The following is a 15,515-nucleotide window of genomic DNA, read 5'->3' as shown; positions in this document are numbered from 1 at the left end:
AATGTCAAATGAGCAAGTGGAACCTGATCATCAACGTCGGCCGTTGCGAGAACTGCCAGAACTGCGTGATCGCCGCGCGGGACGAGCACGTCGGCAATGATTTCCCCGGCTACGCGGCACCCGCCGCGGCCAGCGCCGAGAGCCCCATCCGCATCCTGCGTCGTGTACAGGGTGCTTCGCACATGATCGAGACCACTTATCTGCCGGTCATGTGCAACCACTGCGACGACGCGCCCTGCATGCGTGTGGGCGGCAGCGCCATTCGCAAGCGCGCCGACGGCATCGTCATCATCGATCCGGACAAGGCGCGAGGCCGAAAGGACATCGTCAAGGCGTGCCCTTATAAGGCGATCGTCTGGAACGAAGAACTGCAACTGCCCCAGATCTGGATCTTCGATGCGCATTTGCTCGACCAGGGCTGGTCCCGCCCGCGTTGTCAGCAGTCGTGCCCCACCGATGTCTTCGAGACGGTCAAGCTCGATGACACGGCGATGGCCGAGAAGGCCAGGCGCGAGGGACTCAAGGTATTGCGACCCAACCTGAGCACGAAGCCCCGCGTGTGGTATAGCGGCCTCGAGCGGTGGGAAACGTGCTTCGTCGGCGGAAGTGTCAGTGCTCAGGCAGGAGACGTGGTCGAGTGTGTCACGGATGCGGTCGTCGTCTTATATGCAGGTAATCGGCAGGTGGCCGAAACCGTCTCGGACGGCTTCGGCGATTTCCGGTTCGACGGCCTGGCCAGGGGCAGCGGCCTCTACAGAGTCCAAATCCGGCATGCCCGCGGCAATGCCTGGCGCGAGTGCAGATTGGGCGACAGTGCCTACCTGGGCGAGATCAGGCTCAGTCAATCGACAAACGCCGTGGCGATGGAGTGCTCGTGATCCGGGCGAGACTGGACGCCGCGGTGACCGACGGTGAACGAATCAGAAAAAACAAGGCCGGGCAGAACACCCGGCTCTCGGCAACGCCATGCCGCGTGCGCACCGCCCAAACGGCGGCACGCACGCGACCACCCGGTCATCAGACCGCCATCACCGTCACCGACTTCGTGACGAGATACGGCTCCAGCGCTTCCGGCCCGCCTTCCGACCCATAGCCCGAATCCTTCACGCCGCCGAACGGCATTTCCGGCCAGGGCGTCGCCGGCTGGTTGATCCACAGCATCCCGACTTCGAGGCGCTGCGTCAGCAGGTGCACGTTCGCGAACGAACGCGTGAACGCATAGCCGGCCAGCCCGAACGGCAGGCGATTGGCTTCGGCGATCGCATCCTCGAGCTTGTCGAAACCGCGGATCGCCGCGACCGGGCCGAACGGCTCGTTGTTGAACACGTCCGCTTCGAGCGGCACGTTCGCGATCACGGTCGGCGCGAAGAAGTTGCCTTCCGAGCCGATCCGTTCGCCGCCCGTCTCGATGCTCGCGCCGACCTTGCGCGCATTCTCGACGACCGACGCCATCGCGGTCAGCCGGCGCGGGTTCGCCAGCGCGCCGAGCGTCGTGCCTTCCTCGAGGCCGTTGCCGACCTTCAGCCCCTGCGCATGCGCGACCAGCGCACGCGTGAATTCGTCGCGGATGCTGTTGTGCACGAGGAAACGCGTCGGCGAGATGCACACCTGGCCCGCGTTGCGGAACTTCGCGCCACCGGCGGCCTTCACCGCCAGCGCGACGTCCGCGTCCTCGGCGACGATCACCGGCGCGTGGCCGCCCAGTTCCATCGTCGCGCGCTTCATGTGCTGGCCCGCGAGCGCCGCGAGCTGCTTGCCGACCGGCGTCGAGCCCGTGAACGTCACCTTGCGGATCACCGGATGCGGAATCAGGTACGACGAGATTTCCGCCGGATCGCCGTACACGAGACCGATCACACCGGCCGGCACGCCCGCGTCGACGAACGCGCGCAGCAGCGCGGCCGGCGATGCCGGGGTTTCTTCCGGCGCCTTCACGAGGAACGAACAGCCGGTCGCCAGCGCGGCGCTCAGCTTGCGCACGACCTGGTTGACCGGGAAATTCCACGGCGTGAACGCCGCGACCGGTCCGACCGGCTCCTTCACGACGGTCTGCTGCGCGCCGAGATTGCGCGGCGGCACGATCCGGCCATACACGCGGCGGCCTTCGTCCGCGAACCATTCGATGATGTCGGCGGCCGACAGCACTTCCACACGCGCTTCCGTGAGCGGCTTGCCCTGCTCCTGCGTCATCAACTGCGCGATCGTGTCGGCGCGCTCGCGCACCAGCGCGGCCGCCTTGCGCATCGTCGCCGCGCGCTCGTGCGCGGGCACCTTGCGCCATGCTTCGAAACCGCGCTGCGCCGCGGCCAGCGCGCGATCGAGATCGGCGATGCCCGCGTGGGCCACCTTGCCGATCGCCTTGCCCGTCGCCGGGTTCACGACGTCGATCGTCTTGCCGCTCGCGGCGTCGACCCACTCGCCGTCGATCAGCAGTTGCGTATCCGTATAAGTCACGTTAGCCATCCAGACACCCCAGTTTTACGTCGATAAAACGCGCGCGGCCGCGAACGGCCGCACGCCGGTTGACAGAAAGAGCTGCGCCACCGGGCGCCCTGCACCCGGCAATGTGCGACGACCGGCGTGCGGCACGCATGCCCGTCGTCGTCCGCCGCGGTCGGCCGCGCTCGGCGCTCCGCGCTCAGCGCGCGGCCGCCGTCGCCTTGCGGAGTTTCGCGACCTCCGCCGCCTGCACGGCCGGCGCGCCGTTGTTCCAGCCGGCGCGCATGAACGTCAGCACGTCGGCGATCTGCTGGTCGTTCAGCTGGTTCGCGAACGCCGGCATCGGGTACGCGGACGGCACGCCACCGATCACGAGCGACTCGCTGCCGTTCAACGTCACGTTGATCAGCGACGCGGCATCGGCCTCGAGCACGTTCGGGTTGCCGGCGAGCGGCGCGAGCAGCGGCGCGTAGCCGCGGCCGTCCGCGCCATGACAATGCAGGCAGTAAGCGTTATACACCTTTGCGCCCGGATCGTTCGCCGGCCGGCCCAACACGACCTGCGTCGCCTTCGGCTCATAACGGTAAGGCGGCGCGCCCGTGCCGCCCGCTGCCGGCAGCGATTTCAGGTAGCGGGACATCGCCGCCAGATCGTCGTCGGTCAGTTCCTGCGTGCTGTGGTTGATCACGCTGACCATCGAGCCGAACGCGGTCGCATGCCGGTTCGCGCCGGTCTTCAGGAATTGCGCGATATCCGCATCGCTCCAGCGGCCCAGCCCGGTATTGTGCTCGCCGGTCAGGTTCGACGCGAACCAGTTGTCGATCGGCGCGCCCGACAGGAACGCCGAACCGCCCTCGTCCAGCGCCTTCTCCTGGAAGCCGACACCGCGCGGCGTATGGCACGATCCGCAGTGCCCGAGCCCCTGCACGAGATACGCGCCGCGGTTCCACATCGCGTCCTTGGCCGGCTTGTCGGCATAAGGCGTCGTATCGAGGAACACCATGTTCCACAACGCGAGCGGCCAGCGCATGTTGAGCGGCCACGGGATGTCGGACGCCCGGTTCGCCTGCTTCACCGGCTCGACGCCGTGCATGAAGTACGCGTACAGCGCCTTCACGTCGTCGTCCTTCAGCTTCGCGTACGACGGATACGGCATCGCCGGATACAGGTTGTGGCCGTCCTTCGCGACGCCCTTGCGCAACGCGTTCGCAAAATCGGCTTCCGTATAGCCGCCGATGCCCGTGTCCGGGTCGGGCGTGATGTTGGTCGTGTAGATCGCGCCCATCGGCGTGACCATCTTCAGGCCGCCGGCGAACGGCGTGCCGCGCGGCGCGGTGTGGCACGCGACGCAATCGCCGGCCTTCGCGAGATACGCGCCGCGTGCGACCAGCGCGCTGTCGGCGGCCGCCGCTTGCGCGGCGTGCGCCGCCGTGCCGGCCATCAGTGCGGACAGCGCGATCAACGACGTGCCGAACGTGCGAGCGGCGCGATTCAGGCGGTTCGGACGATTCGAGGTGAGGTTTCGCATGGTTCGTGTCCTCCCCTCAAGCCGTCTTCAGCTGGTTGCCGACCGGCAGCTTGCGCAGCCGCGTGCCGGTCGCCGCGAAGATCGCGTTCGACACGGCAGCCGCGGTCGCCGCGGTGCCCGGCTCGCCGATTCCGCCCGGCGCCTCGGCGCTTTTGACGAGATGAACCTCGATCGGCGGCGTCTCGTTGATGCGCATCACCCGGTAGTCGGTGAAGTTGCTCTGCACGACGCGGCCGTCCTCGATCGTGATCTCGCCATACAGCGCGCCCGTGATCCCGAAGATGATGCCGCCCTGCACCTGCGCCTCGATCGTGCTCGGATTCACGGCCATCCCGCAGTCGACCGCGCACACGGCACGCTTGACCTGCACTTCGCCGCCTTCCACCGCGACGTCGATGACGATCGAGAAGAAGCTGCCGAACGCGTGCATCACCGATACGCCGCGCCCTTGCCCCTTCGGCAGCGGCGTGCCCCAGCCGGCCGCCTTCGTCGCGACGTCGAGCACGTTGCGCGCACGCGGCGTCTTGTCGAGCAGCGCGCGGCGGTACTGGGCGGGATCGGTCTTGGCCTGCGCCGCGAGTTCGTCGATGAAGCTCTCGACGACGAACGTGCTGCGGGTCGGCCCGACGCCGCGCCAGAACGCGGTCGGCACGTGGCGCGGTTCCTGGCGCACGTAGTCGATTAACTGGTTCGGCAGGTCGTACGGCAGGTCGTTGGCAACCTCGACCGCATCGGGATCGACGCCGTCCTTGAAGGCCGGCGGTGCGAAGCGCGCGAGGATCGACGAACCGACGATCCGGTGCTGCCATGCGACCGGCTTGCCGTTCGCATCGAGGCCGGCCGAGATCCGGTCGTAGTAGTACGGGCGATACATGTCGTGCTGGATGTCTTCCTCGCGCGTCCACACGACCTTCACCGGCGCGTTGACCTGCTTCGCGATCTTCACGGCCTGGCCGATCATGTCCGTTTCGAGCCGTCGGCCGAAACCGCCGCCGAGCAGGTGGTTGTGCACGACGATCCGGTCGGGCGCGAGACCCGTGAGCTTCTGCACGGTGTCGACCGCCCGCGTCGGCACCTGCGTGCCGACCCAGATCTCGCAGCCGTCGCCGCGCACGTGCACCGTGCAGTTCACCGGCTCCATTGTTGCGTGCGCAAGGAGCGGCTGTTCGTAGACGGCATCGATGCGCGTCTTCGCGTTCGCGAACGCGCGGCCGACGTCGCCGTCCTTGCGCGCGACCGCGCCCTTGCCATTCGCTGCGGCCTGCGCGAGATCGGCGACGATGTCCTTCGTCGACACCTTCGCGCCCGCGCCTTCGTTCCACTTCACGACGAGCGCCGACGCGCCGCGCTTCGCGGCCCACGTGTGATCGCCGACCACCGCGACCGCGTTGTCCGCGCGCACCACCTGGCGCACGCCGGGGATCTTCTTCGCGGCCGTGTCGTCGACGCTCGCGACCGTGCCGCCGAACACCGGGCTGTTCACGATCACCGCATACAGCATGCCGGGCACGCGCACGTCGAGCCCGAACTGCGCGGTGCCGTCGACCTTCTCCGGCGAATCGAGCCGCTTCACCGGCTTGCCGATCAGCTTGAAATCGGCCGGCTGCTTCAGTGCGACGTCCTTCGGCACCGGCAGCTTCGACGCAGCGTCCGCGAGCTGGCCGTACGATGCGCGCCGGCCGCTCGCCGTGTGCTGCACTTCGCCGTTCGCCGCCCGGCAGGTGGCCGGATCGACGTTCCATTGCTTCGCCGCCGCCGAAACCAGCAGCGTGCGTGCGGTCGCGCCCGCGCGGCGCAGCGGTTCCCACGCGTAGCGCACCGACGTCGAGCCGCCGGTCAGCTGGCCGCCGAGCAGCGGATCGAGGAACAGCTTCTCGTTCGGGGGCGCATGGTCGAGCGTGACGTTCGACAGCGGCACCTCGAGTTCCTCGGCGATCAGCATCGGCAGCGCCGTGTAGACGCCCTGGCCCATTTCGACCTTCGGCATCACCAGCGTGACCTTGCCGGCGCGGTCGATCTGCACGAACGCGTTCGGCGCGAATACGCCGGCGCGCGCGCTTTCGTCCGCATCGCCGCCGATCACCGAGCGGCGTGCATCATCGCCCGCCGCCGGCATGCTGAAGCCGAGCAGCAGGCCGCCGCCCGCCGCCGCGCCGAGCGACATGCCCGCCTTGAGAAACGAACGGCGCGACACGCCCGCGCCGGCCCGACCTGCTTCGATCAGTCCTCGCGACATGTCATACCCCCTTCGCGGCGTGTTTGACCGCCGCGCGAATCCGGTTGTAGGTACCACAGCGGCAGATGTTGCCGGCCATCGCCGCGTCAATGTCGGCGTCGCTCGGGTTCGGGTTCGATGCGATCAGCGCGGTGGCCGCCATCACCTGCCCGGACTGGCAGTAGCCGCACTGGACGACGTCGAGCTCGCGCCATGCCTGCTGGACCTTCTGCCCGGCCGGCGTCGCGCCGACGGCTTCGATCGTCGTGATCCTGCGGCCCGCGACGGCCGCGACCGGCAGCACGCACGCACGAGCGGCGACACCATCGAGATGCACGGTGCACGCGCCGCATTGCGCGATCCCGCAGCCGAATTTCGTGCCGGTCAGGCCGACGACGTCGCGCAGGACCCACAGCAGGGGCATGTCGTCGGGGGCGTCGACCGTGCGGTTCTCGCCGTTGATGTTGAGGGTGACCATTCAGCCTCCGGGGCGGTGTATTGGGGAAGCGGCGCGAACGATGCGCTGCGCCGCGTTGTCGTTGTCATCGCCGTTGCGTCATGCGTGACGGCTGCCGCACGGTCCCGGGCGAGAACGGGCCGTGACGGGGGGTACCGCGTCGTTACTCGGCCACGTCGATGCCCGACAGCACCTTGATGACGGGCGGCGCCGCGAACCAGTCGGCCGACTTCACGCGAAATTCCGTGAAATGCGGGCTGGCGAGGTGCGAGTCGAACGCGGCCTGGTCGTCGTAGATCTCGTACAGGTGCAGGTTCGGCGAACCGTCCTGCTCGCGGAACAGGTCGTAGCGCCGGTTGCCCGGCTCGACGCGCGTCTTGGCGACCATGCTGCGCAATTCGGCCTCGGCGGCCTGCGCGTGTTCGGGTTTCAGGAACAGGGAAGCAATCACGTGAAGCGCCATCTTTGTCACTCCTTTCGAAACGGAATCGAGCATGCCACAAGCCGGCGTCTCGCGACGCCAGCGTGCAATCGTCGTGTGTCGTCTTGCGCCGGTGTCAGGCCAGTTCGTCCGGACCCACGCGCACGACGACCTTGCCGAAATTCTTGCCGGCGAGCAAGCCGATCAGCGCTTGCGGCGCGTCAGCCAGGTCGGGGACCACATCTTCTAGCGTCTTCACCTTGCCCTGCGCGACCCACTCGCTCATCTCCTTCAGGAACGGCGCGTAGCCAGTCGCATAGTGATCCAGAATGATGAACCCCTGCATGCGGATGCGCTTGCGCAGGATCGTGCCCATCAGCGCCGGCACCCGATCGCGGCCGCCCGATACCGCGGTGTCGTCGTACGCCGCGTCGTTGTAATGCGCAATGATTCCGCACACCGGTACGCGCGCATGATCGTTGAGCAGCGGCCACACCGCGTCGAACACGGCTCCGCCGACGTTCTCGAAATAGACGTCGATGCCCTTCGGACAGGCTTCCTTCAGCCGGGCGGCGAATTGCGGATCGCGGTGATCGACACACTCGTCGAAGCCGAGCGTGCCCTTCACGTACGCGACCTTGTCGGCACCGCCCGCGACGCCGACCACGCGACAGCCCTTCAGCTTCGCGATCTGGCCGACCACCGCCCCGACCGCCCCGCTCGCGGCGGCGACGACCACGGTTTCGCCGGCCTTCGGCTCGCCGATCTTCAGCAGCCCGGTATACGCGGTTAACCCCGGCATGCCGAGCACGCCGAGCGCATGCGACGGGTGTGCGAAGTCGCGGCCGAGCGGAATGAGACCGCTGCCATCGGACAGCGAATAGTCCTGCCAGCCGCCGCTCGCGACGACCAGGTCGCCTTCGCGATACGCGGGCAGGTTCGACGCCACGACACGGCTGACCGTGCCGCCGACCATCACGTCGCCGAGCTCGACCGGCGGCGCATACGACGGCGCGTCGCTCATCCGGCCGCGCATGTACGGGTCGAGCGACAGCCAGATCGTGCGCAGCAGCATCTGGCCGGCACCGGGCACCGGTACGTCGCCGGTTTCGAGACGAAAGTCGTTCGGGGTGGGCGCGCCGACCGGGCGCGCATTCAGAATGATTCTGCGGTTTGCTGCCTTGCCTTGCGGCATGGGAACCTCCGTCAACAGGAAGGGACGTGCACGGGGCACGATCGGATCAACGTTGGACAACCGTGATGCGCGAGGCTGCGGCGTTGCCGGCGAATCAGCCGGCGGCCGGGCCGCCGCCTCGCGGGTAAAACAATGTGACTTCAGCGTAAGTAGACCAGTCGTCTAGCGCTCACGCAAAAAACAAGGCGCGCCTGCGCGCGCCCACATTACGACTGCACTCCGTCAGGCTCGAAGGACGGCAGGTTCAGCATCCGCCGTGTTTCGAGCATCGCGCGTTCGAGCGGTTTGCGGTTCCGGTGAATCTTCTCCAGCAGCGTTGCGCCCAGCCACAGCTCGTAAAGGATCGCGGCCGTATGCGCCGGATCGTCGACACCGCCCAGCGAACCGTCGGCCAACCCGGCCTCGATCCCGCCCGCGAGCCGCTCGATGATCTGGCCGGTGCCGCGCCGCAGGACCGCGCGCATCGCCTCCGACAAATCGGACACTTCCGCACCGAGCTTCACCGCGAGGCACTTGCCTTCCGGATCGTCCGCGCACTGGGTGCGCAGCCAGTTGCCCCAGTACGTCATCAGGCGCTGCGCGCCCGTGCCGGCCGGGTGCTTGAGCAGGTTGTCGAGGTGCTCGAGATAGCCTTCGAAATACGATTCGAGCAGCGCCTCGCCGAACGCCTCCTTCGAGCCGAAGTAATGGTAGAACGAGCCCTTCGGGATGCCCGCCGCGGCGAGAATCTCGTTCAGACCGACCGCCGAAAACCCCTTGTGGAGCATGATCGGCTTCGCGATATTCAGGATGTGCTGGCGGACTTCCGCGCCTGAAGATGCATTCATGATGGCGTATCTTAGCAACGATTAGACCGGTCGTCTAGTAACGTCGAGCCGGCAAGTTGAGCGGCACTTTACCCGAATCGCACCGCGTCGCGGACACGTCGTCGCCGCACCGTGGCGCCCACGTCACGCGGGTTTCGGGACGCGCTTCCTCGCGACCGGTTTCGCCGCACGCAGGGCGCCGCCCGCCGGTCGACCCGGCGCCCGGCGCGCGGGGGCGCGTGACGCGCGTTCGGCACGCAATGCGTCGAGTTCGCCGACGTACGCGGCATTGGCCGCGCGGGCCCCGTCGAGCTGGCCTTCGAGCATGCCGCAGCGGTGTTGCGTGTCGGCCAGTTGCGCCTGCAGTGCCGCGAGATCCTTGCGGTGCTGCGTATCGCGCTGTTCGGCACGAGCCGTGGCCGCGTCGAATTCCTTCTGAACGCGTGCGGCCGCGAGCCGTTCGCGGTCGATCTCCTGAAGCGCTCGCTTCTCCGCTGCACGCAAGCGCTCCTCGGCCCGTCCCGCGTCGTCGCGCAGCCGGTCGAGTTGCGACGTGAAATCGGCGCGCGCCTGCGCCAGCGCGCGATCGGCGTCCGCGTTGTCGGACTTCAGCCGCTCGATTTCCGCTTGCAGCGCGCGGCGCGATGCTTCGTCGGCCGCCCTCGCCTGCTCGAGTTCCTGGATGCGCACCTGGGCCGCCAGCAACGCGCTCGTGCGGTGCTCCAGCGCGGTTTCGGTGCGGGACAGGTCGGCTTGCAATGCCGCGACCTCCGCTTTCGCCGCGGCCCGCTCGGCTTCGACTTCGGCGCGCAGTGCATCGAGCGCTGCGGCGGCATCGGCACTCGAGCGGCGCCACAACGCGGCGACGAGTTCGCCCGCTGCCGCCTGCAGATCGGCCGGCAAATCCGGATGCTCGATGCGCACCCGGCTCTTTTCCCGCAACTCGGCCCAGAACTCGCCGAGCACCGCCGTCGGCGTGCTCATGCTGCCCTTGCGCACGAGCTGGTAAAGGCGGTTCGCGGTGGGCGTGACGCCGAAACGGAAGAACATCAACGCGCAGACCTCGCGATAGAGCTCGCGGGTCTTCGGGAAATCGGCTCTCAGGCGGTCGATTTCGGCGATCAGGCGGGATTCGTCGGCAACGAGGTCGGACATGACGGTTTGAGTCGGTAGTTTCGTTAATAATATAACGTAAACCGTTAAATATCCAATTGTCACACCCTAATTGTTTGACATTATTTCTATAATGTTGAAATGAGCGAGGCGTGTGGCGTGTGGAATCGAAGCAGATCGTTTGCACGATTTTGTAATCGCCAGACCAAAGAGCCGCCAATTACCGTTAGTGGGGAGAGATACAAAACCCTGCGACCAAACGGCTAGTACGGTGCTCGCCCGGTGGCGTCACGCGCGCTGCTTCATCAGCCCTGCCAGAAGGGTCAGTGCTTCTGTCAGATCGTCGAACGACGGACCGCCGAGGCAAAGTCGAATTCCGCTCGCCCGATCCTCCGGGTTCACCATCATGGATTCCGGAGGGGTCACCTTGATACGCATCGCTGCTGCGACGGATACGACACGATTGGCAGCGTCACGCTCCATCGGCAGCCACGCGTTGTAGGCGCCGGGATGCGAGACCACTTCGCTCGCGCCGAGCAAAGAGATGGCCAGATTGGATCGACGCCGCGCCTCATGGTGCAGGTCCCGCTGGATCGAGGAGATGACGTCGGTGGCCAGCCATTCCTCAACCACTGCGCAAGAGAGCGCCGACGGCGCCATTGGCAGGTCCCGCAGCGCGTCTTCCGCTGCGTCGTTGAGTCCGGCCGGCAGCGCGAGCACGCCGATCTGCAAACCGGGGCCGAGCGATTTGGACAGCCCGTTCACATGCAAGGTGATCTCGGGCGCCAACGCCGCAAGCGGTGGCGAAGCCGGCTCTGCCGACGCATAGACGCCGTCCTCGATGATCCACGCGCCCGCCCGGCGGCAAATATCCACGATGGCCTGCCTTCGTTCCGTGCCCATCGTTGCGGTGGTCGGGTTGTGCAGCGTCGGCGTGAGATAGACCGCCTTGCTGCCGGTCAATGCGATGCCGTCGAGTGCGTCCGCCAGTGCCCCCGGCGCCATCCCCTGCGCGTCGGTCTCGACGCCCTGCATCCGATATCCGTTGCGCCGAGCCAGCGCGATCGCGCCAGGATAGGTGATCCGCTCGGTCAGAAGCAGCCCCTGCGAGCCACAGGCAAGATCGAAGGCCAACGATAGCGCCTGACGGGCGCCGCTCGTTAGCACCAGATGCGTCGGTTCCACCATCAGGCCCAGCGTTTCGAGCCAGCGAGCCAGCACACGTCGGTGCTCCATATGTCCGGCGGGCGGGGCATAGAGATTGAGATGGTCCGCATCGATCTTGCGTGCGATCCCCGTCAACGTTCGCGCCAGCAAGCGCGCGTCGAGCATGGCTGGCGGCACATTGGACGAAAGGTCGATCTGGCGATCGTGATGCGCCTGGCGGATCGCCACGAAAGTTCCTCGGCCCTTGATGCTGCGCGTCAGGCCTCGCCGTTCAAGCGAGGCATAGGCTTTCGTCACCGTGCCAAGGCCAATCCCCAGTTTCAACGCGAGATCGCGGTGAGCGGGCAGACGGTCGCCTCCCGTCAGCCGCCCCTCGATGATGTCGTCGGCCAGGGCGAGGACCAACCGCTCGGCGGTATTCGCGTCGATGTCGGCAAGTCGTGGTGACCAAGGGGATTGCAGAAGCATGTTCGCCGCCCAGATATTAGTGTCACGTGACACTATTTATGAAAGCAACAAGCGTAACATGCGCGATGTGATTGGATGAGGTCATGCATTTCTGGAGGCGCCTGATCGCCATGACAGGCGTGTGGAGAGTCGAATGTTGAGCCATGTAACTGTTGGGGCGCGTGATCTTGGGCGGGCAGGCCGTTTCTATGACGCGCTGCTCGCTCCGCTCGGACTGAAGCGTCGCGTCGTCACGTCCGATGGCGGGCCTCCGGCGCTTTGCTGGGTAACCGGTCAATCGCCGCTGCCGCGCTTCTATGTCTACATCCCGTACGACGGTGAGCCGGCGACCATCGGCAACGGCAGCATGGTCGCCTTTCTGGCCCCCTCGCAAGAAGCCGTGAAGACGGCCTACGCGAACGGTCTCGAGCACGGCGGGACGGACGACGGTGCACCCGGGTTACGCCCCCACTACGGTGACGGCTACTTCGGCGCGTATCTGCGCGACCCCGACGGGAACAAGGTCCATATCGTTCATCGCGGAGACCTCCAGCCGTAACGCTGGAGACGCCCCGCATCTTTGGAGAAACCCGAATGATCGCCAGTCAGATCGCACTCGCCTACGGCACCTATCTGATCGCCACCGCCAGCCCCGGACCGAGCAACATGGCGATCATGGGAACAGCGATGCGCGACGGCCGTCTGCCGGCCCTCGTTCTGGCTGCCGGCGTCATCACGGGCTCACTCTTCTGGGCGATCCTGGCGGCGACCGGCGTTTCCGCCGTGCTGGCGGCCTATGCCGAGGCGCTTTTCGTCATCAAGATGGTTGGGGGTGTCTATCTGCTCTACCTGGCGTTCCGCACGGGCAGATCGGCGCTGAAACCGGGCTCCGGCTTCGCGAAGATGGAACCAGGACGCTCGACACCTCGCTATCGGCGGCTCTACCGCCAGGGCATTCTCATGCATATCGGGAACCCGAAGGCGGTTCTGGCCTGGATGGCAATCATGTCCCTTGGGCTTCAAGAGCACGCCCCCGGCGGCACCTTGCCGGCGATCATCGGTGGTTGCGCGTTCCTCGGCGTCATCGTGTTCGGTGGTTATGCGGTCCTCTTCTCGACCGCTCGGATGATCGCCCTGTATACCCGTCTCCGGCGCTGGATCGAAGGCACGCTATCCGCGGTGTTCGCCGCTGCGGGAGTCAATCTGCTTGCCTGGCAACGTTGATATCCCGGCTTGTCGGCGCCATCACGAACTGACCTGAATTGAAAGAGCGATGTCATGACCTTTGCGATCCATATGATCGATGTCTTCGGCGCCGGGCCGCTTTCGGGCAATCCGCTGGCGGTCGTCATCGGTGCCGATGCCCTGGCAACGGATGACATGCAGCGGCTGACGCGGTGGTTCAACCTGTCCGAGACCGCTTTTCTCTTGCCACCCACGCATCCTGAGGCGGACTACCGGGTCAGGATTTTCACGCTGGACAGGGAGATGCCTTTTGCCGGGCACCCGACGCTCGGCAGCTGTCATGCGTGGCTCTCGACGGGCCGCGTGCCGAAGAGCGAAGCGGAAATCGTCCAGGAATGCGGAGCCGGGCTGGTTCCGATCCGACGCAATCACGAGCGGCTTTCCTTCGCCGCCCCGCCGCTGATCCGCTCCGGCGCGCCGACACAGGATGAATTGGACCAGGCCCGGCGACTGCTGGGGATCGAATCCGGCGATGTCCTTGATGCCGCCTGGATCGACAACGGTCCCGGATGGCTGGGCATCAGGCTGGTATCGGCGGAAACGGTGCTCGCCCTCAATCCGCTCCGCGGTTGGCCCGGCCGGATCGATGTCGGCGTTATCGGCCCTCATGCAACAGGCGGCAACGCGGCCTTCGAGGTTCGCGCCTTCTTCAGCGACCATCTGGGCACCGTCGTCGAAGACCCGGTCACTGGAAGCCTCAATGCTTCAATGGCGCAGTGGCTGTTCGCGACAGGTGTGGTTGACGACGACTATGTCGCCGCCCAGGGGACACGCCTCGGCCGCCATGGCCGCATTCATTTGACCCGCGACGAGGCTGGTCAAATCTGGGTCGGCGGCAAGACCCGCACGCATGTCGAAGGCCGGCTCGGCGGCCTTTGAAAAGGCAAACGAGAAAGCGGCAACCGGATGTACGGGCGAGCCTCTTTTGCATGATGCCTCCATCGCCGAGCGTCACGTGCCCCGTCGACCGTTGTCGCTGGCTCGCCAGAGGAATGCGGCCGACTCCGACGGATCGACATCGGCCTCTACTTATCCCAGCGGCACCACGCTCCCGAGCAGGATTCGCACGAGTGTCGCCTGGCGCGTCACGCCCGTCTTCGAGAAGATCGCGCGCAGGTGCGTGCGCGCCGTGTTCTTGCTGATCCCCGATTCCTCCGCCGCCTCCTCGAGCGTCAGCCCGTTCGTCAGCAGCAGCGCGAGCGACGTCTCGGCGGGTGTCAGGTCGAACAGCTTGCGGATGATTTCCTGCGCGCCTTGCGGCTTGCGGTCGGGGTCGCGCAGGAACAGCGTGACGGCCGGCCGGCGCTTGTTGTCCTCCGACCAGTCGGACAGCAGCACGGTGCGCACCAGCAGCCCGAGGCGCGGCTTGTCGAAGCCGCGCGTGATCGGCATCGCCTCGACGATCGCCGCGGCCGTGCCGTGGTGCCCCATCACCGCGTGGCGGATCAGCCGCTTGAGCGTGCGGTTCTCCTGCGCATCGGTCGCCTCGATCGTGCCGCGCGCAATCGTCAGACCGTTGTTCTGCTTCAGGATCTCGTCGGCGACGCCGTTCATGTCGATGATCGTGCCGTTCTCGTCGAGCGTGATCGTGCCGATCTGCATCCGGTTGATCGCGTTGGCATAGATCGACCGCTCGACCTCGGCCGTGTCGAGCCGCGAATGCAGTTCGACCGCCCGCTTCAGGTGCGGCAGCAGCAGCGCGCAGATCGCCTTGTCGCGCGCGGAGAACTGCTTCGACGCATGATTGCGGCACACGCGGAACCGGCACTCGACGCCCGAAGGCGTGCGCAGGTCCGCGCCGAGGATGTAGCGCACGTCCTGCGGCTTCAGGAACTGCTTGTACAGTTCGCTCGACAGCCAGCCCGTATCGCCGAACACGTCGTCGACCGTGACCACGCGATCGGCCGGCAGGCCGACGAACGGGTCGAGCGAATAGTAGTAATTGTTGTACGACGCCTCGCCGTCCCCCGGCACGACCGGGCCGAACTCCGATGCATGCACGGACAGCGGCGCGCGACGGTCGCTCGCGGCCGCGCGCAGGATCAGCGTCACGTAGCTGGCCTGCAGCAGCCGGCGAACCATCTCGAGCGCGCCGGCCCACGGCGGCGTTTCCATCGGCCCCTGGTAGATGCGCGCCATCAGCTCGCTGAAATCAGCGACGCCGATGTCGGCCTCCTCGCTCGTTGACTGGCTCTCTTGGGGGGCCCATCTCGTCTCCATCAGCACGCTCCATCCTCCATGCAACTTGTGTTCGGTGCGATTCATCCGCGCCGCCATGATTAAGACGTGTCTTAATTCCGGCGTCATCGGGACATTCACTGAATGGTGAGCTTTGGCCATCCGGACGTGCGAACCATCGTCCAATCGGATGATGTGGCGCCCTGCCCGCTGCGCTGGAATGCCCGTCAGGCCGTGCCGGCAAGCATCCGGCGCGGGCTCAGGGAAAACCGCGATGCGGGTTTACCTGATTCAGACCGCATCC

Annotated in this window: 14 protein-coding genes; 4 read left to right on the top strand and 10 right to left on the bottom strand. The window is 66.5% G+C overall.

Annotation, left to right across the window (positions count from 1 at the left end; translation table 11 throughout):
• Positions 1-8 precede the first annotated feature (8 nt).
• Complete coding sequence (locus DID99_RS01545; RefSeq protein ID WP_124665919.1) at positions 9-878, top strand: 4Fe-4S dicluster domain-containing protein; 870 nt, start codon at positions 9-11, stop codon at positions 876-878.
• A gap of 139 nt (positions 879-1,017) precedes the next feature.
• On the opposite strand, the gene DID99_RS01540 is transcribed toward DID99_RS01545, so the two are convergent.
• The 9 genes from DID99_RS01540 to DID99_RS01500 form a co-directional block, all read right to left on the bottom strand.
• Positions 1,018-2,463: an NAD-dependent succinate-semialdehyde dehydrogenase gene (locus DID99_RS01540; protein ID WP_124519460.1), complete on the bottom strand. Its 1,446-nt coding sequence runs from the start codon at positions 2,461-2,463 to the stop codon at positions 1,018-1,020.
• 175 nt (positions 2,464-2,638) lie between these two features.
• Positions 2,639-3,967 (bottom strand): cytochrome c, encoded by a 1,329-nt coding sequence (locus DID99_RS01535; protein WP_185733718.1) that lies wholly within the window; start codon positions 3,965-3,967, stop codon positions 2,639-2,641.
• 16 nt (positions 3,968-3,983) lie between these two features.
• Complete coding sequence (locus DID99_RS01530) at positions 3,984-6,203, bottom strand: xanthine dehydrogenase family protein molybdopterin-binding subunit (RefSeq protein ID WP_124665918.1); 2,220 nt, start codon at positions 6,201-6,203, stop codon at positions 3,984-3,986.
• A gap of 1 nt (position 6,204) precedes the next feature.
• Entirely contained in the window at positions 6,205-6,660 is a 456-nt protein-coding gene (locus tag DID99_RS01525) for a (2Fe-2S)-binding protein (protein ID WP_124665917.1), read from the bottom strand.
• Between the two features lie 142 nt (positions 6,661-6,802).
• Positions 6,803-7,102 (bottom strand): putative quinol monooxygenase, encoded by a 300-nt coding sequence (locus DID99_RS01520; RefSeq protein ID WP_124665916.1) that lies wholly within the window; start codon positions 7,100-7,102, stop codon positions 6,803-6,805.
• Positions 7,103-7,196: 94 nt separating this feature from the next.
• Entirely contained in the window at positions 7,197-8,255 is a 1,059-nt protein-coding gene (locus DID99_RS01515) for an NADP-dependent oxidoreductase (RefSeq protein WP_124665915.1), read from the bottom strand.
• Positions 8,256-8,461: 206 nt separating this feature from the next.
• Entirely contained in the window at positions 8,462-9,082 is a 621-nt protein-coding gene (locus tag DID99_RS01510; protein ID WP_124665914.1) for a TetR/AcrR family transcriptional regulator, read from the bottom strand.
• A 123-nt stretch (positions 9,083-9,205) separates the two neighbouring features.
• Positions 9,206-10,216, bottom strand: a complete 1,011-nt coding sequence (locus tag DID99_RS01505) for a DNA-binding protein (RefSeq protein ID WP_124665985.1) — start codon at positions 10,214-10,216, stop codon at positions 9,206-9,208.
• 246 nt (positions 10,217-10,462) lie between these two features.
• Complete coding sequence (locus tag DID99_RS01500) at positions 10,463-11,809, bottom strand: PLP-dependent aminotransferase family protein (RefSeq protein ID WP_124665913.1); 1,347 nt, start codon at positions 11,807-11,809, stop codon at positions 10,463-10,465.
• Positions 11,810-11,942: 133 nt separating this feature from the next.
• On the opposite strand from DID99_RS01500, the gene DID99_RS01495 reads away from it, so the two are divergent.
• The 3 genes from DID99_RS01495 to DID99_RS01485 are packed head-to-tail and all read left to right on the top strand — an operon-like array spanning position 11,943 to position 13,912.
• Entirely contained in the window at positions 11,943-12,347 is a 405-nt protein-coding gene (locus tag DID99_RS01495) for a VOC family protein (protein WP_124665912.1), read from the top strand.
• A gap of 35 nt (positions 12,348-12,382) precedes the next feature.
• Positions 12,383-13,012 carry a LysE family translocator gene (locus DID99_RS01490; protein WP_124665911.1) on the top strand — a complete coding sequence of 210 codons (630 nt, stop codon included), beginning with the start codon at positions 12,383-12,385 and terminating at the stop codon, positions 13,010-13,012.
• Between the two features lie 54 nt (positions 13,013-13,066).
• Positions 13,067-13,912, top strand: coding sequence for a PhzF family phenazine biosynthesis protein (locus DID99_RS01485; RefSeq protein WP_124665910.1), 846 nt, complete (start codon positions 13,067-13,069; stop codon positions 13,910-13,912).
• Positions 13,913-14,062: 150 nt separating this feature from the next.
• On the opposite strand, the gene DID99_RS01480 is transcribed toward DID99_RS01485, so the two are convergent.
• Positions 14,063-15,253, bottom strand: a complete 1,191-nt coding sequence (locus tag DID99_RS01480; RefSeq protein ID WP_044843154.1) for a helix-turn-helix transcriptional regulator — start codon at positions 15,251-15,253, stop codon at positions 14,063-14,065.
• Positions 15,254-15,515 lie beyond the last annotated feature (262 nt).

This window comes from Burkholderia sp. Bp8986 (assembly GCF_003854225.1).
Classification (GTDB): domain Bacteria; phylum Pseudomonadota; class Gammaproteobacteria; order Burkholderiales; family Burkholderiaceae; genus Burkholderia.
The sequence above is the reverse complement of the archived record's forward strand: the minus strand, read 5'-3'. Positions and strand labels throughout refer to the sequence as shown.

Excerpts from the sequence above, each read along its gene's own strand:
- DID99_RS01530 (WP_124665918.1), bottom strand. The coding sequence starts at position 6,203 with ATGTCGCGAGGACTGATCGAAGCAGGTCGGGCCGGCGCGGGCGTGTCG.
- DID99_RS01495 (WP_124665912.1), top strand. The coding sequence starts at position 11,943 with ATGTTGAGCCATGTAACTGTTGGGGCGCGTGATCTTGGGCGGGCAGGC.
- DID99_RS01540 (WP_124519460.1), bottom strand. The coding sequence starts at position 2,463 with ATGGCTAACGTGACTTATACGGATACGCAACTGCTGATCGACGGCGAG.
- DID99_RS01520 (WP_124665916.1), bottom strand. The coding sequence starts at position 7,102 with ATGGCGCTTCACGTGATTGCTTCCCTGTTCCTGAAACCCGAACACGCG.
- DID99_RS01525 (WP_124665917.1), bottom strand. The coding sequence starts at position 6,660 with ATGGTCACCCTCAACATCAACGGCGAGAACCGCACGGTCGACGCCCCC.
- DID99_RS01490 (WP_124665911.1), top strand. The coding sequence starts at position 12,383 with ATGATCGCCAGTCAGATCGCACTCGCCTACGGCACCTATCTGATCGCC.
- DID99_RS01510 (WP_124665914.1), bottom strand. The coding sequence starts at position 9,082 with ATGAATGCATCTTCAGGCGCGGAAGTCCGCCAGCACATCCTGAATATC.
- DID99_RS01500 (WP_124665913.1), bottom strand. The coding sequence starts at position 11,809 with ATGCTTCTGCAATCCCCTTGGTCACCACGACTTGCCGACATCGACGCG.
- DID99_RS01505 (WP_124665985.1), bottom strand. The coding sequence starts at position 10,216 with ATGTCCGACCTCGTTGCCGACGAATCCCGCCTGATCGCCGAAATCGAC.
- DID99_RS01535 (WP_185733718.1), bottom strand. The coding sequence starts at position 3,967 with ATGCGAAACCTCACCTCGAATCGTCCGAACCGCCTGAATCGCGCCGCT.
- DID99_RS01515 (WP_124665915.1), bottom strand. The coding sequence starts at position 8,255 with ATGCCGCAAGGCAAGGCAGCAAACCGCAGAATCATTCTGAATGCGCGC.
- DID99_RS01485 (WP_124665910.1), top strand. The coding sequence starts at position 13,067 with ATGACCTTTGCGATCCATATGATCGATGTCTTCGGCGCCGGGCCGCTT.
- DID99_RS01545 (WP_124665919.1), top strand. The coding sequence starts at position 9 with ATGAGCAAGTGGAACCTGATCATCAACGTCGGCCGTTGCGAGAACTGC.
- DID99_RS01480 (WP_044843154.1), bottom strand. The coding sequence starts at position 15,253 with ATGGAGACGAGATGGGCCCCCCAAGAGAGCCAGTCAACGAGCGAGGAG.